Source organism: Bacteroides propionicifaciens DSM 19291 = JCM 14649 (assembly GCF_000375405.1).
GTDB classification, from domain to species: Bacteria; Bacteroidota; Bacteroidia; order Bacteroidales; family Bacteroidaceae; genus Bacteroides_E; species Bacteroides_E propionicifaciens.
The window spans coordinates 60,749-83,712 of record NZ_AQWS01000005.1; the positions used below are offsets into that span (position 1 = coordinate 60,749).

Here is a 22,964-nt window from a genome sequence, read left to right on the forward strand (position 1 = left end):
TCAGATTTTTAAATGAGTGTCGAATATAAAGAAAGATTATCAAAGCGTGGCAACTTTATGCTATTTATTTAGTGTTCCAGCCTTATTCAGCTTATTCTCACTAAGGGTAATAAGCAAGAATAGGTCATTCTTAGTTCGTAAATATTCTTCAGTTAATACATAAGGCTTAAGTAGATTCTGTTGGGTTGGTGTAAAATAACTCAGTATGGAGTAATTTGTGATAGAGTCTAACAACATCTGTTCGATGTTTCCTGCGAAGAAGCTATTAGCTGTTTTTGGTAGTTTTGCTAAGTCTGGTAACCAAGAGGTGGTACCCTTAGTATCTATTTTGAGTTGAGTGATATAGTTTGATAGATGTTGATAATCCCAGCTGATAAATAAATTGTTCTTGTGCAAGTCCATATATACCACACGTAAGTCTCTACTTGTTTGTGTTAAATTATTAAGCCAGTATGGAGCAGGTAATGCAAGTACTCCTCTGTGTGAATACAGCCCTTCCTCTCTTAAGAGCGTGCGAATGAGCTTCTTATTTTGTTGTTTGAATAGTTCCAGTTTAGATGTAAAATTGTTGGAAACAGGGCATTGTAATATCAGGCTAGATGAGACAACTGAATCTTGTAGCCGAAATGCAAATAGCCCTTTATCAAGATTTTCTTGTATAAGTGGTTCCCAAGCGATATTCCACTCGCTTTCATTCTTACTTAAAATTGTGTCTAATGATTGCTGGTAGCTAAACATCACTTGCTTGGGAGTATAATGATTTATAGTGAAAGTTTCCTTGGGTGGTACTTGTATTCGCATACTATCTTGGGCTTGGGCTTGGGTGAAGTGAAGTTCTGTCACTTCGTTTGCTTTTAGTGGGTGAAGTAGTTCGTATCTACCCTTATTGACAGATAAACCGTAGTTCATCCATCGACCATTGTTTTCCTTGATATAGGCTACCGCTGATAATTTATTCTTATGATCTTTAAAATAATCTGCTTTTTGTAGGTTATTGGATGATGCTCCAAGATTGTCTATGACTGATTCGATGTTACACAGACTATTGGATAAGACTATAGTGCCATCAATACTAAGTATAGCATTAAATACTCCACCTTTTATGGGGTAGATATTGATATTATAGTCTTTGTAAAGATGAATTTTTGGTGGAACTTCTGTTTGTGAAAAACCTCTAAGATAGGACTCAATCCAAGTTTTACTGAGCTCAGTATCTTTTAGGCTTATTATCCCTTGTTCAAAAGATAATAAATCATAGAGCCCCAGGGTAATGCAAATTGGAGATTCACCGAATTCGGGTTTGGCTGAAATAAAGTCGGAGAACACTTTGATGAAACCCTTATTGTCTGTTATACTTTGATCGTTTACTAACCTTAGAAGGGGTAATGTGGTATCTAAATCGTAGATGTCTAAGACAGAAGTCATAGCCGAAGAGATGAGATAAGCAGGGTTAGTGATTGATGGCTTGCTAATCTGGAAAAAACGAAACAAAAATACACCTACAATTATTAAAGCTAATAAAAGTATTAGTATGAGTTTTTTGAATCTGCTTCCGATCATTATTTATTTCGCTTAAATTTAGTCAAAACAAGATAAGCATATCTATTCGAAAAAAGGATGTAGGGCTCAACTATTCTGCTTAATATTCAATAGTTTGACCGTCGTAGCCTATGAATATTCCTTTGGGTAATTGTTTCTCAACCTGAGCATGAAGCCCTATATCATGGCTCATATGCACAAGATAAGTTTGATTAGCTCCAATGCGTTGAGCCACCTGGATTGCTTCTGATAATGACTCGTGTGTGCTATGGGGTTTAATGCGTAAGGCATTTATGATAAGTACTTCAAGACCTTGAAGCTCATCGAATGAGTCTTCAGGCATATAAAGCATATCGGTGATATAGGCCATTTTATTGAGGCGATAGCCAAAAATGGGTAAATCACCGTGCATAACAGAAATTGGTGTGATTGCTACAGAACCTACGCTAAAAGTTTTATGGGCTTCAACCTCCTTTAGAGACAACTTAGGGATTCCAGGATACGATTTATCAACAAAGCAATAGGGCATTCGTTGTTCTAAATGTATAGCAGTTAACTCATTGGTATAAATAGGCAATTCTTTTCGATAACTAAATGAGCGTAAGTCATCTATGCCAGCCACATGGTCAAAATGCTCATGTGTTAAAAGAACTGCTTGAAGGGGTTCAAAGCGTAAAGGAAGAACCTGTTGACGAAAGTCTGGGCCACAATCCAATAATATTCTGGTGTTGTCTTCTTGGTAGAGTACCGAAGTTCTTAGACGTGAATCTCTAGGGTCGGTTGATTGGCATACTGGACATGTGCATCCTATTGTTGGCACTCCAGTTGAAGTGCCAGTGCCTAAAATTCGGATATTTGTCATTACTTAATGAAATTTACCTCGGGATGAATGTTGATTTTAAATTCATCAAATACAGATTTTTGAATGGCGTGAGCTAGGTTAATGATTTCTTGGCCTGTTGCTTCTCCACGGTTAACTAATACTAGAGCTTGATTTTTATGTACTCCTGCATTACCCAGTGATTTTCCTTTCCAACCACAAACGTCTATCATCCAGCCTGCAGGAATTTTGACCTGATCAGTCGATAGTTCGTAAAACGGCATATTAGGATAGCGTTCTTTTATTTGTTCAAAATGTGCTCTATCTACAATTGGGTTCATAAAGAAGCTACCAGCATTACCTATAATCCTAGGGTCTGGTAGTTTTTCTTCTCTTATTTGTATAATCGCTTTGCGTACATTCTTGAGTGAGATCTCACCATAACGAGCTAATGCAGCTTGGATGCTTCCGTAACCCAAATTTAGCTCCTCTATTTTGCTGAGCTTATAATGTACATGGGTTACAACCTTATTCTTATTTTCGGGCTCCTTGAATATACTGTATCTATAGGCATAATTACATTCATCTTTAGCAAAAATACGTTGGTCTCCACTTAAATCGACTGTTTCAACTTTCTGGATGAAGTCTTTGACTTCTACACCGTAGGCACCAATATTTTGTACTGCACTTGCCCCAACTTCACCAGGAATAAGAGAGAGATTTTCGAGTCCATACCAATTTTGATCAACTGTATAGGCTACAAACTTATCCCAATCTATGCCTGATCCAACACGTAGATAAACAGATTCAGAGTCTTGATGAGTTATCTCTATACTATCGATTTTAGAATGAAGGATCGTCCCTTCAAAATCACGAATAAATAGTAAATTACTACCCGAACCAATATGCAAAAAAGGAGATTCTATTTCTCCTTCTTTAATTAACTGCACAAGTTCTTTGGTTGTGCCATATTCTATAAACTTTTTCGCTCGCACATCAATTCCAAAAGTGTTGTGCGAGCGAAGAGAGTAATTGTATTTAATGTCAATCATAAATAACTAAAATGTTTTATACCCCAACATCCTCAAACTTATAAAGTTCCCAAAAGCCTTTCGAGTTTAATTTAAAGAAGAAAACGTTTGAAAAACCGTTCCCTATACCTTTAACAGCAAGTACTTTTGTTTTTGATTTGGAGTTATATTCTTGTCCGTAGTTAATGTTCACCAGTTTATTAGTTGGTAATACGGGTTTTAAGCTTGTCCAACTGTTAGCGTCAATAACAGTTTCAAGAATTTCAAAATCGTCTTCAGGGTCGATTGTTATATATTCCAGCGGAACAGTAATTCTAGAAATCTGAAACAGACTATCTGTTGCAAAACGATTATAGAACTTTACAAATTCTTCGTTGTTGTATTTTTCCAAATACCCTTTAGATATAGACTTTAGCATCCAAACCTTATCAATTCTTTCAAAGTTATAGGATTTAGTGTTATTTGCGTTGAGATATATCCATTCAACTTTAGCCTCAGTTATATCAGGATTACTGATCAGCTCCATATCATTTTCTTGATCAAATAAGATAGTGTAAAAATAGCGATCGGTAAAGAGGCTATCAGGCTTCCAGTGTAATTTCGAAATGACTGAAGAGTCTCCATTAGCTTCGTATACTCTTAAAGGGAATGTTGTTCTTTGTACTTGAAAATCTTTATTTGCAGCATAAGCAAAGACGAAGTCATCAAAAGATTCATCTACAGCCATAGGATAGGGTTGTCCTGAAAAATCTCCTCCTGTAGAATCTTTAAGAGTAAATTCTTCTGTATATAGTTCGTCGTGGGCATAGACATTCTCTTGTGTCTGCTTTTTAGGTCCACCACATGCTATAAACATAAATACACCGCACCAAATAATAAAAGGCTGAATCTTTTTAAATATCATCATAACAAAATAAACATTTTATCTATCACTTTAAACGAGAAGAGAGTTTTTCTAACATATCTATAGTCATCGAAGAAAGATCATAGCTAGGTTTCCATCCCCATTCTTCACGAGCACAGGTATCATCCATACTATCGGGCCAGCTATTGGCTATTGATTGTTTGAGTGAATCAACATTATATTCCATCTCAAAGCTAGGTATATGCTTTTTGATTTCGGCATAAATGTTTTCGGGTGCGAAACTCATAGCTGTAACGTTGAAGGCATTTCTGTGAATTAGCTTGATTGGGTCTGCTTCCATTAAGTCGATAGCTGCACGAATGGCATCGGGCATATACATCATATCCATAAGAGTGCCTTCACCAATAGGACAAATGAATTTCTCTCCCTTTACTGCTGAATAGTAGATATCTACAGCATAATCTGTTGTACCACCTCCTGGAGGGGTAACGTTAGAAATAATACCAGGAAAACGAACTGCGCGTGTGTCCAGACCGTATTTTATATGATAATAATCACTAAGTAGTTCTGTAGTAACTTTTGATACACCATACATCGTTCGTGGACGTTGAATGGTATCTTGTGGAGTATTTACAAGTGGGGTTCCACCGCCAAAGGAACCGATAGAGCTTGGAGTAAAAACAGCACAGTTGTATTGACGTGCTAATTCTAAAATATTCCATAATCCATCAATACCGATGGTCCAAGCTAATCGTGGTTTAGATTCAGCTACTACAGAGAGTAGGGCAGCTAAATTATAAATGGTATCAATATTATATTTTTTTACTATCGCTTCAAGCTGGGCAATATTACTTACATCAGCAATCTCTGACGGTCCAGAATTTTTTAATTCCCCTTGAGGTTCTGAACCTGTGATATACCCTGCAACAACATGGTCATTGCCATAACGCTTTCTTAACTCTAATGTTAGTTCTGATCCAATTTGACCAGTTGAGCCAATAACAAGTATGTTCTTCATTGAAATCTTTGATATGTGACAGTAAATATATAATCAATTGTATTCACAAAGTAAGCGTTTTTTTCTTATATTTAATATGAATCGGAATTGTTTATTTAATTAAAATTCGTGTCCTTTGTATAGCGATAGGAATATAACTCTAAAATATACTTTTATGTACGGAAAAATGAAAGAACATCTTTGTAAAGAGCTTGCTGATATTAAAGAGGCTGGTCTTTATAAAGACGAAAGATTAATTGTCAGTCCACAGCAAGCCAGCATTAAGGTTAAAGGTGAGCAAGTGCTTAACTTCTGTGCAAATAATTACCTTGGGCTTTCTAATCACCCAAGATTAATTGATGCAGCTAAGAAAACCTTAGATGAGCGTGGTTATGGCATGTCTTCTGTGCGTTTTATTTGTGGAACTCAAGATATTCATAAAGAACTTGAAGCAGCTATTTCTGACTATTTTAAGACAGAAGATACTATTCTTTATGCTTCTTGTTTTGATGCTAATGGAGGTGTTTTTGACCCTTTATTTACTGATGAAGATGCTATTATTTCTGACGCTTTAAACCACGCTTCTATTATTGATGGTGTACGTTTGTGTAAGGCTAAAAGATATAGATATAAGAATGCTGATATGAACGACTTGGAAAGATGCTTAAAAGAATCTCAAGCTCAGCGTTTTCGTATTATTGTTACTGATGGTGTGTTTTCGATGGATGGCAATGTTGCGCCAATGGACAAACTTTGTGATTTAGCCGATAAGTATAATGCCTTAGTGATGGTTGACGAATCTCACTCTGCTGGAGTTGTTGGAGCGACTGGTCATGGAGTGAGTGAGTTGTTTGGTACTTACGACCGTGTCGATATCTACACTGGAACCCTTGGTAAAGCATTTGGTGGTGCTATGGGTGGATTCACTACAGGACGTAAAGAGATTATTGATATGCTCCGTCAACGTAGCCGTCCTTATCTATTCTCTAACTCACTAGCTCCAAGTATTATTGGTGCAAGCTTAGAGGTGTTTGAAATGCTCAAAGAGGATCATAGCATTCACGATAAACTAGCTGAGAATGTAGCCTACTTCTACGATAAAATGATTTCTGCTGGTTTCGATATAAAACCAACTCAAAGTGCTATTTGTGCGGTGATGCTCTACGATGCTAAGCTTTCTCAAGAGTTTGCAGCGCAAATGCTTGAAGAGGGTATCTATGTAACAGGATTTTATTACCCTGTTGTTCCTAAGGATGAAGCTCGTATTCGCGTTCAACTTTCGGCTGGTCATAACCGTGAACAGCTAGACAAATGTATTAATGCGTTTATTAAAGTTGGTAAGAAGCTAGGAACTATTAAGTAAGGTGCTTAAAACTGAATAAAGTGATATAATAAATGCTCAGCATTTTACCCCTAAAAGCAAGAGAGAATCTAATAGATTCTCTCTTGCTTTTTATATTTATATTCTTGTATTCTTAAACTCGGTTCTAAAAGCTTTTTGAGGGTTTAAGATACCTTGTTCTGTTCTCGGTACTGACTTGGGGTTACACCTATGATGGATTTAAACCATCGAGTGAAATATTTAGGATCAGCTATCCCTACGATATAGGATATTTCCTTTATAGTGTAGTCATGGCTAATAATGAGTTGAGCTGCATATCTGATTTTGACTTCTCGAATAAATTGAACTGGTGCTAGTCCAGTTAAACTCTTAAGTTTTTTAAAAAATACAGTTCTACTCATTAGCATTTCACTAGCAAGATCTTCGACAACGAAATCGCTTCTGTCAATATTGTCTTCAATAATTCTTTTTACGTCCTTGATAAACTGTTCATCTTGAGGTGTAATTACAGTTTGATCTTCTTTTTCTGTACTGCTAGAATTTACCTCAACTAATTTTTTCTCGGTTTCTGTTTTATTATTTTCAAAGAATGACTGATAGAGTAGTTGTCTTTGTTTGATAATATTGGACTTGCTAACTTGGTTCCTTACGAGATTCCTGGAACGGTAGATATAGCTAATTTAACTCTGCCTCTTTTAGAAAAGCATGATATTCTTATTTGGGAAAAACACGGTGTGTTTGCTGTAGGTGATAACCTAGCTGCAACTTTTGATCTAATTGATACACTCTCAAAGTCAGCTCAAATATACGCTTTTGCTAGACAGTGTGGTTATACTCCAGAAGGCCTATCAGATCAGCAGCTTAAAGATTTAATTGAACCATTTAATATTCAGTGTTAATCTTACAGGTGTGACTTCAATTACAAAAAAGCGCTCGCAATAGATATTGCGAGCGCTTTTTTGTGTGAAAGAAAACAGGGAAATATCAATATCTCCTTCTACTTTTTCGAGCAAATAAGCCTAAAATACGTTTAACTGCCCTGAAGCCGATAAATATTGTATCAAAAGCAGCCATGCCCCAATTGAATGAGCTGATCAGTGAGCTACCTGTATTGGCTATGGGTGAGATGATATTTTCTGCACTAGTTTTAACTGCCTCTTGTTGAAGACGCAGTTGGTTTAGTACAGCTTTCTTATGTTCTCTTAGGTCAGCCATAGTTACTTGTTCGTTGCGTTCTAATTTTTCTTTTATTCTATTCATTATTTTGAATCGTTTAAAAATAAGTTGGCTAAGAAGTTAATTACAGGGTTGAAAATTAATTTCTTACGGCTAAGATATACAATTAGTAAAATGAAAAGTAATATGGCAGCCATGATCACAAGACTATAACCCATGCCACCTACATAATCGGCAAGCATATATGCTACGCCAAATGAAATGTATAGCAGAGCTATTCCACCAAATACAAGAATAATTCCACCTAAAACCAGTACAGAGACTAGTGCAGATAGCTTTTCGGTCACCTCGGCTTTGGCAAACTCTTTTTGTAAGTCAAGGTATTTCTTGATCTCACTAAACAATTGCTTGAAGTTATTAATACTGTTTTCTCTAAAAGACATACTTTAAATTAATTAAGTTGATTACAACTCGTCAACTCCACCTTTAATTTCAGAAGCGATTTCGTTTACAAGGTCTTTCATCTCTCTTTTATTAAGATTGATTCCTCTTTGACGTAAAGCATCTGCGATTTTTTCACGAGTTTTTTCACCTTCTTCAGGAGCAAATAAAATTCCTAAAGCTCCACCAATTACGGCACCACCAATAAAGGCACCAATTATTCCTAAAGTTCTCATAATTAAATGTATTTAAGTTATTGCTATTTTAAAACATTGCAATGAATGAAAATGTTTTGGTTATGTTGCCATTAATTGATTGAAAAATTAAGTTTCTTGTCTTAGTGTCTAAAAAGGTTTTTAATAGTTGTTTTTTAGATATGCATATGTAGTATTATGGGTAATTAGCTAATGGTGATACTTATTGATGAACTAAAAAGATGTTGCTATTTACTTTTTTTGTTGACTATTTTTTTGATACCACAATAAAATTCTATTAATTTGCTATGTATTATTGAGGTGTTGGCTACTATTGTGAAATTTAGCCATTCATAGTGCTGAATATTAATATTTTAAAATACAATTATGAAAAAGCTATTTGTGTATAGTTTAAGCGTTTTTATGTTATTAGGATTTGCTTCTTGTAAGTCTACTGAGAGTGCTTATAAAAAAGCTTACGAACAAGCAAAAGAACAAGAGTTGACTGTTGTTGAAGAGGTGGAATATGTTGCACCTGTTAGAACTCAGACAGTTGAGCCTGTTGTTGCAGCACCTGTAAGAACTCAGCCTAAGAAAGAAGCTGGTGTTCGTCAAGAAAAAGTTACTGTAGTTTCTGGAGTTGACGGTCTGAAAAAATACAGCGTTGTTGCTGGTAGCTTTGGTATTAAATCAAATGCTGAAAATTTAAAGAAATATCTTGACGGACAAGGTTATTCAGCTATTGTTGCTTACAATTCTGATATGAACATGTACCGTGTTATTGTAAACACATTTGATGAAAGAAGTTCTGCTGACCGTGCTCGCGACTCTTTCAAGTCAAAATATCCAAACCGTAAAGATTTCCAAGGTGCTTGGTTACTTTACCGTTTATTCTAATGATATAAATACCATATAAATAAGGGGCTTCAACTTATGGTTGTATGCCCCTTTATTTTTAATTCTTATTTTGAAACGCTTTAAATGAAAGATTTATTACTTGTAGCTATTGATGCAGCTTTAAAAGCAGGTTCAACGATTATGGATATTTACACTGATCCTAAGGCTGATTTCGGAGTTGAAAAGAAATCTGATCAATCTCCATTGACAATCGCTGATCGAGCAGCAAATGCTGTGCTTTGTAAAGAAATTGAAAAGCTTGGCTTTCCTATTCTTAGTGAAGAAAGTAGTATCGCTTCCTTTAATGAGCGTAGATCTTGGGACCTTTTTTGGGTGGTTGACCCACTCGATGGTACAAAAGAGTTTATAAAGAAGAACGGCGAGTTTACCGTTAATATTGCTTTGGCTAAAGGAGATACTCCTATCTTAGGTGTTGTTTATCTACCAGTCAAGCAAATCCTTTATTTTTCAAGTGAAGATTTAGGGGCATATAAGTTAAGCCAGATTACTCGTTTATCATCTACAGATTCTCTAGAGGTTCTGATTAATAAAAGCCTTAAGTTGCCTATAACAAGTGCGTCTAAAGATGATTTTATTGTAGTAGCTTCTCGTTCTCACTTGTCTAAAGAAACAGAGGATTATATCAATCAACTAAGATCTGAACACGACAAGGTTGACTTTGTGTCTGTTGGTAGTTCCATAAAAATATGCTGGGTGGCAGAAGGTGTAGCTGATGTATATCCTCGTTTTGCTCCTACTATGGAGTGGGATACTGCTGCTGGTCATGCAATCGCCTTGGCTGCAGGTAAGAGAGTAATCCAAGTAGAGAATGGTTTACCATTAATCTATAATAAGGAGAATCTTTTGAATCCCTGGTTTATAGTAAAATAGATAAAATCTCCTCATGATTATACAAGTTGCCTTAGTTCTTATTGCTTTGGTTTTTATGATTGTGACCTTGGTTCTCGATTATATGAGACCAGGAATGATTCTTTTTTCTGTATCCGTCTTTTTTCTCTGTGCTGGAATAATTAGCCCTGAAGAAATATTAGCAGGGTTTAGTAATAAAGGAGTAATTACAGTTGCTTTACTTTTTCTTGTAAGTGAGGGGGTCCGAAAATCTGGCGCCCTAAGCTCTATTATAAAGAAACTACTGCCTGTAAAAAAGACGACGATTTTTAAAAGTCATTTACGAATACTACCAAGCGTTGCCTTTATCTCTGCTTTTTTAAACAATACCCCTGTGGTGGTTATTTTTGCTCCCATGATCAAGCAGTGGGCCGAACGTGTAAAACTTCCTGCAACTAAATTTTTAATTCCTTTATCCTATATAACTATTCTGGGAGGAATGTGTACGTTAATTGGTACCTCTACGAACCTTGTAGTTCATGGTATGATTACCTCAGCAGGCTATGAAGGATTCACTATGTTTGAGTTAGGTAAAGTCGGTATCTTTATTGCATTGGCAGGTCTAATATATTTGTCTGTGTTTTCTTCTAGGTTACTTCCTGATCGTAGAGACTCTTTAATTGACAATGAAAATGTAAACTGTATCAATATTGTCGAAGCGGTTATTGGACCTCGTTTTCCTGGAGTTAATAAGACTCTAAAAGACTTTAACTTTGAGCGTCATTACGGTGCTGAAGTCAAGCAAATAAAGCGAGCGGGAGATTTTTTCTCGTCAGAAGAACTGCTAAATATCCGTATGAAAGAAGGAGATACCTTGGTGCTGGTTGTTGATAAATCATTTGTTGCTACTTGGGGAGAATCATCGGTATTTGTGATGCTAGCCAATGGGCAGGAGGATCCTACTGAAGTTAGCCCTATTGGAAGTAAAAGAAAGATTTTAGCAATCACTCTCTTAGGTTTAATGATCATCGGTGCTACAGTAGGAGAGTTGCCTGTCGTTAAAGAAATGTTTCCAAATATTCAGTTGGATATGTTCTTTTTTGTGTCAGTTACAACTGTGATAATGGCTTGGGCGAGGTTGTTTTCTCCTCGAAAGTATACTAAATATATTTCGTGGGATATATTGATAACAATTGCTTGCGCTTTTGCTGTGAGCAAGGCAATGGTTAACTCTGGAGTCTCCGACTTGATCGCTAGTCGGATGATACAACTGAGCCACTACTTTGGTCCTCACGTCTTACTCGCAGCACTCTTCTTAATAACTAATATTTTTACTGAGGTTATTACCAATAATGCTGCAGCAGCTTTATCTTTTCCTTTGGCTCTTTCAATCTCTAGTCAACTTGGTGTTAGCCCCATGCCATTTTTTGTGGTAATTTGTGTTGCAGCTTCTGCAAGTTTTGCAACACCCATTGGTTATCAGACCAATTTAATTGTACAAGGTATAGGGGATTATAAATTTACGGACTTCTTGCGAGTAGGTTTACCCTTAAATGTTATAACCTTTATCATTTCAATGTTGTTGATACCTTTGATTTGGCCTTTTTAATAAAAATTTCATAAATGAATAGTCAATCCAATAATATATATCCAGTATTCGATAAAATGCTTGCAAGGGCAGATAAGGAAGAATTACTAAACCAAAAAGGCATCATGATCTGGCTAACAGGTCTAAGTGGCTCAGGTAAAAGTACAATTGCAATTGCTCTTGAACGCGAATTACATAAGCGTGGAGTTCTTTGTAAATTACTTGATGGTGATAATATTCGCTCTGGTATAAATAGCAATTTAGGTTTTAGTGAAGAAGATCGGAAAGAAAATGTCCGACGAATAGCAGAGGTATCTAAGCTATTTATTGACATGGGAATTGTTACTCTTGCTGCTTTTATTAGCCCTACTACAGAGATTAGAGACCTAGCTGAAGAAATCATTGGTTCAGATGATTTTATTGAGGTTTATGTAAGTACACCTTTGGCTGTGTGCGAAGTGCGTGATGTTAAAGGTCTTTATGCAAAGGCACGTGAAGGTAAGGTTAAGAACTTTACTGGTATTTCATCTCCTTTTGAAGCTCCAACTCATGCTGATATTTCAATAGATACTTCAAAACTGAGTTTAGAGGAGTCTGTCAATGAGCTGTTAAATCTTATCTTACCCCGTATTGAGTTTAGCACAAAATAAAATAAAAATATAATTATGTCAGAATATAACTTAAGTCACTTAAAAGAGTTAGAAGCTGAAGCGATTCACATCATTCGTGAAGTAGCTGCAGAGTTCGATAATCCTGTAATGCTTTACAGTATTGGAAAGGATTCTTCCGTAATGGTTCGTTTAGCTGAAAAAGCTTTCTACCCTGGTAAGGTTCCTTTTCCGCTTATGCATATAGACTCCAAGTGGAAGTTTAAGGAAATGATAGACTTTCGTGATAAGTATGCAAAAGATCACGGCTGGAATCTAATCGTAGAGAGTAATGTTGAGGCTTTTGAAAGTGGCGTAGGTCCTTTTACTCATGGTAGTAAGGTTCATACCGACTTAATGAAAACAAAAGCATTGCTTGACGGTCTTGATAAGTATAAATTTGATGCGGCTTTTGGTGGTGCTCGTAGAGACGAAGAAAAATCAAGAGCAAAAGAACGTATTTTTTCGTTTAGAGACAGCTTTCATCAATGGGATCCAAAAAATCAGCGACCTGAGTTATGGGACATCTATAATGCTCGTGTTCATAAAGGTGAAAGTATTCGTGTTTTCCCTTTAAGCAACTGGACTGAACTTGATATTTGGCAATACATTCGTTTAGAAAAAATTCCTATTGTTCCGCTTTACTTTGCTAAAGAGCGACCTGTAGCAGAGCTTGATGGTAATCTGGTTATGCCAGATGATGAGCGTTTTCCAGAAGAATTGCGCGACAAAGTTGAATATCGTAATATTCGCTTCCGTACTCTTGGCTGTTGGCCACTTACGGGTGCCATAGAGAGTGAAGCCGATACTATTGAGAAGATAGTAGAGGAGATGATGACAACAACTAAGAGTGAGCGTACAACTCGTGTTATTGATTTCGATCAAGATGCTAGTATGGAACAAAAGAAACGTGAGGGTTACTTCTAAAGAACATAGACATGACAGAAAATAAAGATATAATTGAATTTTTAAATAAAGACGAGCAAAAAGACTTATTGCGTTTTCTTACTGCAGGTTCAGTAGATGATGGAAAATCTACGTTGATCGGTCGTTTGCTTTTCGATAGTAAAAAGCTATACGAAGACCAATTAGACGCGCTAAAAAAAGATAGTGAGCGCATTGGTAATGCTGGTGAAAATATAGACTATGCTCTTCTATTAGACGGATTAAAAGCTGAGCGGGAGCAAGGAATCACGATTGATGTTGCTTATCGCTATTTATCCACGAACAACAGAAAGTTTATTATCGCTGATACTCCTGGGCACGAACAATATACGCGTAATATGATTACGGGTGGTTCTACAGCTCAGTTGGCTATTATTCTTGTTGACGCGCGTAAGGGTGTAATTACTCAAACTCGTAGACATACGTTCTTGGCTTCTTTACTTGGTATTGAAAACGTTGTATTAGCCGTTAATAAAATGGACTTGGTCGATTACGATAAGTCTCGTTTTGATGAAATCGTTGCTGATTACAAAAACTTTGTTGAGCCACTTAATATCCCTAATATTAAGTATATCCCTTTATCTGCACTCAATGGAGATAATGTTGTAGAGCCTTCGAAGTATATGTCTTGGTACACTGGAATCTCTCTTTTAGAGCATCTTGAAACTGTACCGACTAAAATAGACCATGCTTTTGATCAGCTTCGCTATCCTGTGCAATACGTACTTCGCCCGAATCTTAATTTTAGAGGTTTCTCGGGTAAGGTTGCTTCAGGAATAGTCCGCAAAGGTGATGAAGTTATGGTGTTACCTTCTGGCAAGAAATCACGTGTCAAACAGATTGTAACTTACGATGGTGAACTTGATATGGCATTTCCCCCTCAAAGTGTGACCCTAACTCTAGAAGATGAGATTGATATTTCTCGTGGCGACATGCTTGTTCATCCCCACGCTCAACCTATTGTAGCTCGCAACTTCGAAGCTATGTTGGTTTGGATGGATGAAGACGCTATGGATGTATCGAAGAAATACTACATTAAACATACTACTAATACGAGCAGAATCCGTATTGATAATATTAAATATCGTGTTGATGTAAATACAATGGAGCATTCTGAAGTTTCTTTCTTGGAGCTGAACGAAATCGGGCGTGTTGTATTTACCTCTGCTAAAGAACTGTTTTTTGATGCTTACAAAGACAATAAGTCTTGTGGAGCATTCATTCTAATTGATCCTATAACAAATAATACAAGTGCTGTAGGAATGATTTTAGGTGAAGTTGGAGAAGATCAGATTCACCTAGAAGACGATGCTTTAATTCTTAATCTAGCAGGATTAGGTATTGATCACTCACATCATAATGCTGTCTTGAAAGCTGTTTCTGAGCTTGAAAGACAAGGAATTCGAATTAAAGTAATAAATTAAAAAGTAGGAATGGGATTATTAGAATTTGACAAACTTCCAATTAACACCTTAGTCGGAGCAGATTGGAAAACATTTAAAGCCATCACCGGTGGTCGAGAAGTTGATCCAGCCTATAAAGGAAAGTATCGCCTCACCAAAATGATTTGTGGTATATTATCTCCACTCGGTTGGTTTCAAGACCGCAGGTATGCTAAATACTTAGCTAATGCACCCAAAACAGAAGATCCTGTTTTTATCTTGGGGCATTGGAGAAGTGGAACAACTTTCGTTCATAATGTGTTGTCTAAAGATAAACAGTTTGGATACAATACAACGTTTCAGACTGTTTTTCCACATTTGATGATGTGGGGGCAACCCTTCTTCAAAAGCACAATGAGTTTTCTCATGCCTGATAAGCGTCCTACTGATAATATGGAGTTGGCAGTAGATTTGCCTCAGGAAGAGGAGTTCGCTTTGGCTAATATGATGCCTTACACTTACTATAACTTCTGGTTTTTGCCTAAGTATCAGCAAGAGTATGCAGATAAATATTTGCTATTTAATGATATCACCAGTGAAGAGCTTGGTGTATTTGAGCAAACATTTAAGAAGCTTATAAATATTTCTTTATGGAATACAAAAGGTAAACGTTTCCTTAGCAAAAACCCTCCACATACAGGGCGAGTAAAGGAATTGGTTAAAATGTTTCCAAATGCGAAGTTTATCTACTTGATGCGTAATCCGTATACAGTTTTAGAGTCAACTCGTAGTTTTTTTACCAATACGATTAAACCTCTTAAGCTTCAGGATGTTTCTAATGAAGAAATTGAAGAAAATATTCTATCTATTTATGCTAAGTTATATCATCAATACGAAGAAGAAAAAAGCCTAATACCTGAAGGCAATCTTTTAGAAATTAAGTTTGAAGACTTTGAGGCTGATGCTATGGGTATGACTCAGCAGATTTATGAAAAACTAAATCTAAGTGGATATGATAAAGCAAAGGATGCTTTTCAAGCCTATGTAGGGGAAAAGAAAGGATATAAGAAAAATAAATATAAGTATGACGAACGTACCATTAAGTTGGTTGAAGACAATTGGTCGTTTGCCCTCGAGAAATGGGGATATACTATAGACTAATATTAAATTTTTATGAAGAATATAACACAAAGGTTATTTGTACTGGTTTTGGTCTTCGTTAGCATGACCACTGGTGTATCTGCTCAGCGTGTGTTGGGTGATACCTTAGCTAATGAGCGTGTGGAGATGATAGCGTATGGTGACATGAATCAGTGGATTACTCGTCGAATTACCGAATCTGCTATTATAGGTGGAAAAACAAAAGACGTTTATGCTATTGGGCCAACAGAAGTTATAACGGGTGATATTCCTTATGTAAATAAGGGTGGCTCTCCTTGGGCAACTTCTAACGTTATGGCCAAAGTTGCTGGTGTTACAAAGACAAATACTTCTGTTTTCCCTGATCGTAGAGGAACTGGATTTTCGGCACGTATGGATACGCGTATGGAAAGCGTGAAGGTTTTTGGTCTGATTGATATAACTGTATTGGCTGCAGGCTCTGTTTTTTTAGGTTCAGTTCATGAACCAATTAAAAGTACAAAGAACCCTCAAAAGATTCTTCAGTTTGGTGTGCCATTTACTAAGAAGCCTCGTGCTGTGCGTTATGACTACAAAATCAAGCTCTCGGGAGAGCCAGATCGTATCCGTGCAACAGGTTTTGGTAGAACTAAAACAATTAAGGGAAAAGATTTGCCAGCTACTGTTTTGCTCTTGCAAAAGCGATGGGAAGATGAAAAAGGTAATGTGTTTGCTAAGCGTGTAGGAACGATGGTTAACTATTACTATGATGACACTGAATGGATAGATAATGCTACCTATCAGATTATGTATGGTGATATTGCCTCAAATAGATATTATTTAGAAGATCGAATGAAAATTCAAGATCAAGACCGTTATACTGTTAATAGCAAAGGGGATATTGTCTTGATACAAGAGATAGGTTGGGCAAATGCTGATGAAGCACCAACGCATATCATCTTACAATTCTCTTCTAGCCATGGTGGAGCATATATTGGTTCTCCAGGTAATACTTTTTGGGTTGACAATGTTAAACTAGTTTACTAATAATAAGGTCCGAGCAATATTAATTGGATAGTAAATACTGGGTTCATTTATTGGTGAATCCATGGTTAATTCTTATCTTTGCACTCCTACATAAGGTTATTAGAGAATATTCTCGTGTAGGTTTTACATCGTAAAGATTGGGGCTGATTGGCTTTGACAGCGGGTAGAATTGGTGTGTAAGCATGCAGTGCATTGATATTAAGCACTCTAATCATAGTATCAAACTTTTATCTGGCGAAAATAACTACGCTCTTGCTGCTTAATCGAATCACAGTAGATTAGCTTTATCTCGGCACTAGGTGTTGAGACGAGACATCACTCGGAAACTGTTGTTCCGAAGTCTTCCGGTCAAGTGGTGCAGTATATCGGAAATAGTTTAAGGTAGCCTCGGACCTTAGGCGAAATTAAAGAGGATAAGGTATAGATTGGTAGCTTCGGTCTTGTCTATACTCGAAAACTTAAGCGAAGATAAGCATGTAGAAGGCATATTACTTCCTCGTTTGGACGAGGGTTCGACTCCCTCCAGCTCCACTGGAATAAAATTCAAATTAATTTAAAAGCGTTGATATATCAGTATATCAACGCTTTTTGTATTAGCACCCCCCTCAATACCTCACATTTGGTTCCTAAGTCCTGATATATCTTACATATACTTTTTACCTCAAAAACGTGAGTTGTTCAGTTATTCAATGAGTACGCAAAGCTACTTGAGAACTTAGAGTAATACAATAGATCACGAAGCTTACGTGATAGTTTCTGAGAATAGCTTAATATATAAATTTATGCATGGTGCTATTTACTCTACATTAGGGTAATTAGTGAATTTAATTTCTGCATAAATTCGTGTTTGCTAGGGTATAAAATTCACTAAATACACGATTTTGAATAACTGATTTCTTATGTGTGATAAGCTAATAATTGTAAAATATTACTTTGGTGTGAATTATTTGATTGTTATGTTTTATTATTATATACCAGATGTATAATTAATAATATTAATATTTGTTATGGTGCTGTATTGGTGTCACGGAATAGTAAACTTCTTCGAGCATTATATTTCATGACAGTAAAAGTGCAGTTGTGTGCCTTCTGGGGTTGGTATGACCTGATCTGTTAATCGTTGTTAAATAATGCGTTGTTTTGTAAATAGTAGTAACTTCTAATTAAATAAAATTAGTAATTATTGTTACACATATCAATTGTGTTAAGTAATTTATACTATATAGTTATTTTATTGTAATTCTTGTTTTATTAAATGTATTAACGTAGTTTAGCATCAACACATAAACCTAAAACAAATACTAAAGTATGAAAAACAGAATTAACTTATTCCATAACACGACATGGCTAAAGGCCATCTTTTTTTGTCTGTTAATGGTGTATGGGGCAGATTTATATGCTCAAAACACAATTCAAGGTGTGGTAATTGATTCATCTGGTGAAACAATTATTGGGGCCAACGTAACTGTTAAGGGTACCACTCTAGGTACATTGACAGATATAGATGGAAAGTTTACACTAAATGCTGCTCCAACTAGTGGGACTTTAGAAGTCTCTTATGTTGGCTACATCAAACAGTCAATCCCTATCTCAGGCAAGCGCATGTTTCAGATAACCCTAAAAGAGGACACAGAACTTCTTGATGAAGTTGTAGTCGTTGGTTATGGTGTGGTGAAAAAACCGACTTAACGGGCTCTGCCGCACAATTAAAACCCGAGGATCTGACCTCTACTGTATCAGGTAATGCGCTCGAATCTTTGCAAGGTAAGGCTGCGGGTATTGCTGTGTTCAACAGTAATGAACCGGGTGCTTCTCCTTCAATTAGAATTAGAGGTAGTGGTTCAATTTCGGCTAGTAATGAACCCCTATTTGTAGTTGATGGATTTCCTTTGATGGATAGTGATATTAGTGATATTAACCCTAATGATATTGAATCGATGGAGGTCCTTAAAGATGCTTCATCCACAGCTATCTATGGTTCTAGAGGGGCTAATGGTGTGATTATGATTACTACTAAGAGAGGATCTCGAGAAGCAAATAATCTTAATGTTAATATTCTAACAGGTATTCAAACTCCTGGCAGGTTGACAAACCTAATTTCGGGAGATGACTTTATAAACTTCATGAACGCAGGTTATGAAAACCAAGGTTCAAAAGACTCTAAAGTACCTTTTCCTAATGCTCCATCAACTTATGATGCTAGTACTAACTGGGAAAAAGAGGTACTCCAAAAAACGGCATTGATTCAAGATTATAATGTTTCTTTTGATGGGAGCAGTAATGGTCTAAACTATTTGCTTTCTGGAGGCTTCTTTAATCAAGAGGGACTCGTAAAAGCACAAGGGTTTGAAAAATACTCATTGAGATCTAATCTTCAAAAAGTATTTAATAATTGGCTTACTGTTGGAGCTAATATACAATATACCTATTCTACAAGGAATAAGTTCAATATGGCATTAATCAATATCTTTAGATATGGTTGGCCTACCGAGCCGGTTTTTAATGAAGATGGTTCGTACAATGTGTCTTCAACTAATAATGCATTTATTAATGATCCATGGAATCCTGTCTTGGATATGAAAGAACGTACGAATCGTTCTAAGAACAACCGATTTTTAGCTAATGCCTTTGTGGACTTTAAAATTTTAGATCAGTTGACCTATCGTGTAACTATAGGTACTGATGTAAAAAATCTAAGAAACTACATTTATAATTCATCTCAAGATGCTTCAAACCAAACTAAAAAAGTTAATGGTGACGGAGGTAACTTTTGGAGTAAGGGAATGAGTAAGATTATGGAGCATATTTTGTCTTATAATCAAGTTTGGGATAAGCATAGAGTTTCGGCTACTGCTGTTTATTCATGGCAAAATTTCACCTACGATAATCAATCGGTAATGGGTAGTGGCTATGAGAACGACCAAACTGGTGCTTGGGATGTCGGACTAGCCGATCATGCATCTTTAAAGGTTTCCTCTACTAAGTATGATAACTCGTTAATATCGTTTACGGGTAGGGCATCATATGCTTATGATGATAAATATCTTCTTACAGCAACCAGCAGATGGGACGGATCTTCTCGATTTGGTTCTAATAGTAAATGGGGATTCTTCCCCTCAGTTGGGCTTGGTTGGAGAGTTACTCAAGAAGACTTCCTGAAAGATATTTGAAAATCAGAGGTAGTTTCGGTATTACGGCTAACCAAGAGATTGGAGATTATCAGTCACTTGCGAAGCTTGTGTCAGGGAATTACACAGATGGTACCTCAATTATAAATGGCTTTTATGAAACAATCGGAAACGATGATCTGAAATGGGAAAAGACATCACAATGGGATATCGGTTTCGATGCGATGCTTTTTAATCGAGTGACTATTAATTTTGACTACTATACCAGAAATACTAATGACCTGCTGTATAATGTTCCAATACCTTCTACTTCTGGATTCCAGTCAGTATTAAGTAATGTTGGTAAAGTTATGAATAGGGGTTGGGAGCTTACTATTGGTGGTAGTATTGTAAGAACAAAAGATTTGAATATCGATGCTTCTGTAAACCTAACCTACAATAAGAATGAGATAAAAGAACTTTATGGTGATGTAGACGAGGTGGCAATTAAATATTCACCCGCAGGAATTGCACAAATTCTTAAAGTAGGTAACCCTGTTGATGGGGTTTACTCTAGAAAATCTTTAGGCATCATTAAAACAGAGGAACAGTTAGCGTGGTATAAAGAAACTGTACCCAATACTGCTGCAAGCGCCAGACTTGGTGATGAAATGTATGCCGATTTAGATGGCGATGGATCGATTGGTTCGGCTGATTATATCTGCTTGGGATCAGTACAACCAAAATATTATTATGGATTAAATCTTAGTGCAGACTACAAGGGGCTAGGCCTGAGTATTTTCGGACAAGGAGGTACTAAATATGCCTCGATTCTTGGTGCTGAAAATGCGGCTGCTTTAAACTCTTCTTGGTCAATGGGGTATGCTGATTTGAGTGGCTTTATGCTTTATGGTGAAAATCAAGTGCTCAATAACATCTATATTCCTACCGAGTATGCCTATAAACGCATGTGGAGTCCGTCAAATCCTGGTGGAAGTTTTCCAGCAGCTGGAGCACATAACGTCTATCTTTCTGATAGAACCAATGCGAATTGGAAATACTTTATCCTCAAGAATATCCAGTTGAGTTATGACTTCTCAAATATAATTAAGATGAAAGCCTTTAAAAAATTAGTATTAAATGTCAACTTCCAAAACTTCGTAACATTCTCTAACCAGAGAGGGTATAACCCTATCAATGGCGACGCTAGTAATCCCTGGGCTAAATCTGTTATTATTGGTGTTAATGCTAAATTTTAATTTTAATAAAAGACCGTTATGAATCTAAGAAATATACTCAAATATATGCTTTTGTCTGTTGTAGCACTTACCACAGTTGTAGGATGTACAAACCTAGACGAAAAGCCATTTACATTTATTGATCCTAAGGCATTCTACAAGAATGAAAATCAATTAGAAGATGGATTAGCTAGTGTGTATGCTCAGTTTAGAAAAATGAACGCAGATTATAAATACATTATGCGAATTGAGTGTTGCACAGACTATGGCCAGCCTAGTTATACCAAGGATGATTGTCAATATATTAATAGTTGGTATGATATAAACAATGCTTCTACTCATACATTTACTAATGTTTGGAAGAATTCTTATATCGTAATAAATAGAGCAAATACGGTGATAGCCAGAGGTCAAAATACGCCTATGGATGAAACAAAAAAAGAGATCTTATTTGCTCAAGCACGATTTTTGCGAGCTTACTCTTACTATGTGCTCGTAAGAATTTATGGTGGAGTACCTATCTCCACCAAATTTACAGAGGGGGTAAGTAAAGATTTGGATATACCTAGAGTGTCTGTAAGTGAAGTTTACGACTATATTATAGCTGAATTAGAACATTGCGAAGAAGTATTGCCTATGCGAGGTGAAGAGGGGTATGAAGTTTGGAGAAGTTCTAAAGGAGCTGTACAAACTTTGTTGGGTAGTGTTTACTTGACAATGGCATCTATGGAAGATAATATGGACTATTATCAGAAGTCATTGGATTATAATGCTGCAGTTATAGCATCGGGCAAATATCAGTTGATGGATAAATTTACTGATCTTTGGTATGCTTTTAATCCTAATGCTAAAAATAACGAAGAGTCAATATTCGAGCTACAATTCACGGCTTCGCCAGGTCAATTCAATAATAATCATACCATGTTTGGCTTAGGAAATAGTATAACAATTCCAGGTATGGGATTTGCATTCTATCATCGTTATGGACCATCTATCTATGCATGGGAAAGTTATGATAAGAAAGATGAGCGATTGGGTGCCTTTATTACAAGTTTTATGATGAATGATAAAGAACATAAGTTTCTACCATCAGATAAGGGATATTATCCAGGCCAAGAAAACTGGTTAACCGCAACTCCTGGTAATGCTAAATATTACGACTTTCAGACCAGTGTAGATTTGGCTCTGCCATGTGCTAACTTTTATATGCTTAGATATGCTGAAGTTCTTCTTAACTATGCTGAGGCCAAAAATAAATTAGAAGGTGGTTCACAAGACGCACTGGATAAGTTAAATGAAGTAAGAAGACGCTCCAAACTTGATGATTTGGTAGGCTTAAATCAGCAGGATCTTGATGAGGCTATATTTCTAGAAAGAGGCTGGGAATTTATCGGTGAGGCAAAAATTTATTACGATGAGTTAAGAACAAATCGACTAGGAAAGAGACTTAAAGCCTTTGTTGATAAAGGTGTGTCTGAGGGGTTATATTTATTCTTACCACTAAACTTTATTCCTACAAAAGATTTCTTGTGGATGATTCCAGAAGTAGATTTAAAATCGAATGATGCTTTAGTACAAAATCCTAAAAATATATCGGACGCTTTGTAGAAAAGATAATTTATATGTTCTGAACGTAAGCAGGGATGGTATCAATCGATACCATCCCTGCTTTTTTTACACATACATATAGAGTCGTAAGTATACAGTTTTTTTGGTATAAAAAAATGTTGGCCTTTAGCT

Annotated in this window: 23 protein-coding genes and 1 other RNA gene; 15 read left to right on the forward strand and 9 right to left on the reverse strand. The window is 36.3% G+C overall.

Features of this window, described 5'->3' with window-relative positions:
• Nucleotides 1-60: 60 nt before the first annotated feature.
• From B091_RS0102555 to B091_RS0102575, 5 genes are all read right to left on the reverse strand, one after another.
• A complete protein-coding gene (locus tag B091_RS0102555) occupies nt 61-1,560 on the reverse strand; it encodes a hypothetical protein (RefSeq protein ID WP_018108442.1) in 1,500 nt (499 codons plus the stop codon).
• Between the two features lie 79 nt (nt 1,561-1,639).
• Nucleotides 1,640-2,401 (reverse strand): MBL fold metallo-hydrolase, encoded by a 762-nt coding sequence (locus tag B091_RS0102560; RefSeq protein ID WP_018108443.1) that lies wholly within the window; start codon nt 2,399-2,401, stop codon nt 1,640-1,642.
• On the reverse strand, nt 2,401-3,411 hold the full coding sequence (murB, locus tag B091_RS0102565; RefSeq protein ID WP_018108444.1) for a UDP-N-acetylmuramate dehydrogenase: 1,011 nt from the start codon (nt 3,409-3,411) through the stop codon (nt 2,401-2,403). Before murB ends, B091_RS0102560 begins: the two co-directional genes overlap by 1 nt.
• Before the next feature lie 16 nt (nt 3,412-3,427).
• Entirely contained in the window at nt 3,428-4,297 is an 870-nt protein-coding gene (locus tag B091_RS0102570; protein WP_026166293.1) for a DUF4348 domain-containing protein, read from the reverse strand.
• Between the two features lie 22 nt (nt 4,298-4,319).
• Nucleotides 4,320-5,273, reverse strand: a complete 954-nt coding sequence (locus B091_RS0102575) for an NAD-dependent epimerase/dehydratase family protein (RefSeq protein ID WP_018108446.1) — start codon at nt 5,271-5,273, stop codon at nt 4,320-4,322.
• A 154-nt stretch (nt 5,274-5,427) separates the two neighbouring features.
• Between B091_RS0102575 and kbl the strand changes: the two genes are divergently transcribed.
• Complete coding sequence (kbl, locus tag B091_RS0102580) at nt 5,428-6,615, forward strand: glycine C-acetyltransferase (RefSeq protein WP_018108447.1); 1,188 nt, start codon at nt 5,428-5,430, stop codon at nt 6,613-6,615.
• Between the two features lie 143 nt (nt 6,616-6,758).
• Here kbl and B091_RS12795 read toward each other — a convergent pair whose 3' ends face one another.
• A complete protein-coding gene (locus B091_RS12795) occupies nt 6,759-7,001 on the reverse strand; it encodes a helix-turn-helix domain-containing protein (RefSeq protein ID WP_018108448.1) in 243 nt (80 codons plus the stop codon).
• A gap of 204 nt (nt 7,002-7,205) precedes the next feature.
• Here B091_RS12795 and B091_RS0102590 point away from each other — a divergent pair, with 204 nt between their 5' ends.
• Nucleotides 7,206-7,493: a class II aldolase/adducin family protein gene (locus B091_RS0102590; RefSeq protein WP_026166294.1), complete on the forward strand. Its 288-nt coding sequence runs from the start codon at nt 7,206-7,208 to the stop codon at nt 7,491-7,493.
• An 85-nt stretch (nt 7,494-7,578) separates the two neighbouring features.
• On the opposite strand, the gene B091_RS0102595 is transcribed toward B091_RS0102590, so the two are convergent.
• Genes B091_RS0102595 through B091_RS0102605 form a run of 3 tightly spaced genes read right to left on the reverse strand, consistent with a single transcriptional unit; the run spans nt 7,579 to nt 8,447 of the window.
• Nucleotides 7,579-7,854 (reverse strand): hypothetical protein, encoded by a 276-nt coding sequence (locus B091_RS0102595; RefSeq protein WP_018108450.1) that lies wholly within the window; start codon nt 7,852-7,854, stop codon nt 7,579-7,581.
• Nucleotides 7,854-8,213 (reverse strand): phage holin family protein, encoded by a 360-nt coding sequence (locus B091_RS0102600; protein ID WP_018108451.1) that lies wholly within the window; start codon nt 8,211-8,213, stop codon nt 7,854-7,856. Before B091_RS0102600 ends, B091_RS0102595 begins: the two co-directional genes overlap by 1 nt.
• Before the next feature lie 21 nt (nt 8,214-8,234).
• On the reverse strand, nt 8,235-8,447 hold the full coding sequence (locus tag B091_RS0102605; protein WP_018108452.1) for a YtxH domain-containing protein: 213 nt from the start codon (nt 8,445-8,447) through the stop codon (nt 8,235-8,237).
• Nucleotides 8,448-8,792: 345 nt separating this feature from the next.
• Between B091_RS0102605 and B091_RS0102610 the strand changes: the two genes are divergently transcribed.
• The 13 genes from B091_RS0102610 (at nt 8,793) to B091_RS0102655 (ending at nt 22,832) form a co-directional block, all read left to right on the forward strand.
• Nucleotides 8,793-9,302, forward strand: coding sequence for an SPOR domain-containing protein (locus B091_RS0102610; RefSeq protein ID WP_025069400.1), 510 nt, complete (start codon nt 8,793-8,795; stop codon nt 9,300-9,302).
• A gap of 84 nt (nt 9,303-9,386) precedes the next feature.
• Nucleotides 9,387-10,193 (forward strand): 3'(2'),5'-bisphosphate nucleotidase CysQ, encoded by an 807-nt coding sequence (cysQ, locus tag B091_RS0102615; protein WP_018108454.1) that lies wholly within the window; start codon nt 9,387-9,389, stop codon nt 10,191-10,193.
• 13 nt (nt 10,194-10,206) lie between these two features.
• Nucleotides 10,207-11,760 carry an SLC13 family permease gene (locus B091_RS0102620; protein WP_018108455.1) on the forward strand — a complete coding sequence of 518 codons (1,554 nt, stop codon included), beginning with the start codon at nt 10,207-10,209 and terminating at the stop codon, nt 11,758-11,760.
• A 14-nt stretch (nt 11,761-11,774) separates the two neighbouring features.
• Nucleotides 11,775-12,389: an adenylyl-sulfate kinase gene (gene cysC / locus B091_RS0102625; RefSeq protein ID WP_018108456.1), complete on the forward strand. Its 615-nt coding sequence runs from the start codon at nt 11,775-11,777 to the stop codon at nt 12,387-12,389.
• Between the two features lie 12 nt (nt 12,390-12,401).
• The gene (cysD, locus tag B091_RS0102630) at nt 12,402-13,313 is read left to right on the forward strand and encodes a sulfate adenylyltransferase subunit CysD (protein WP_202898293.1); all 912 of its coding nucleotides are present in this window, start codon (nt 12,402-12,404) and stop codon (nt 13,311-13,313) included.
• An 11-nt stretch (nt 13,314-13,324) separates the two neighbouring features.
• The gene (gene cysN, locus B091_RS0102635) at nt 13,325-14,755 is read left to right on the forward strand and encodes a sulfate adenylyltransferase subunit CysN (RefSeq protein ID WP_018108458.1); all 1,431 of its coding nucleotides are present in this window, start codon (nt 13,325-13,327) and stop codon (nt 14,753-14,755) included.
• 9 nt (nt 14,756-14,764) lie between these two features.
• Nucleotides 14,765-15,874 (forward strand): cholesterol-responsive sulfotransferase, encoded by a 1,110-nt coding sequence (locus B091_RS0102640; RefSeq protein WP_018108459.1) that lies wholly within the window; start codon nt 14,765-14,767, stop codon nt 15,872-15,874.
• A gap of 63 nt (nt 15,875-15,937) precedes the next feature.
• Nucleotides 15,938-16,879: a PCMD domain-containing protein gene (locus B091_RS0102645; RefSeq protein ID WP_018108460.1), complete on the forward strand. Its 942-nt coding sequence runs from the start codon at nt 15,938-15,940 to the stop codon at nt 16,877-16,879.
• 139 nt (nt 16,880-17,018) lie between these two features.
• Nucleotides 17,019-17,413: a transfer-messenger RNA gene (ssrA, locus tag B091_RS12425) on the forward strand.
• A gap of 774 nt (nt 17,414-18,187) precedes the next feature.
• Nucleotides 18,188-18,568, forward strand: coding sequence for a carboxypeptidase-like regulatory domain-containing protein (locus B091_RS12800; protein ID WP_051069794.1), 381 nt, complete (start codon nt 18,188-18,190; stop codon nt 18,566-18,568).
• Between the two features lie 32 nt (nt 18,569-18,600).
• Nucleotides 18,601-20,049: a SusC/RagA family TonB-linked outer membrane protein gene (locus tag B091_RS12805; RefSeq protein WP_238319410.1), complete on the forward strand. Its 1,449-nt coding sequence runs from the start codon at nt 18,601-18,603 to the stop codon at nt 20,047-20,049.
• Nucleotides 19,980-21,245: a TonB-dependent receptor domain-containing protein gene (locus B091_RS12810; RefSeq protein ID WP_238319408.1), complete on the forward strand. Its 1,266-nt coding sequence runs from the start codon at nt 19,980-19,982 to the stop codon at nt 21,243-21,245. The genes B091_RS12805 and B091_RS12810 overlap by 70 nt, the downstream gene beginning before the upstream one ends.
• An 18-nt stretch (nt 21,246-21,263) precedes the next feature.
• On the forward strand, nt 21,264-22,832 hold the full coding sequence (locus tag B091_RS0102655; RefSeq protein ID WP_018108462.1) for a RagB/SusD family nutrient uptake outer membrane protein: 1,569 nt from the start codon (nt 21,264-21,266) through the stop codon (nt 22,830-22,832).
• Nucleotides 22,833-22,964 lie beyond the last annotated feature (132 nt).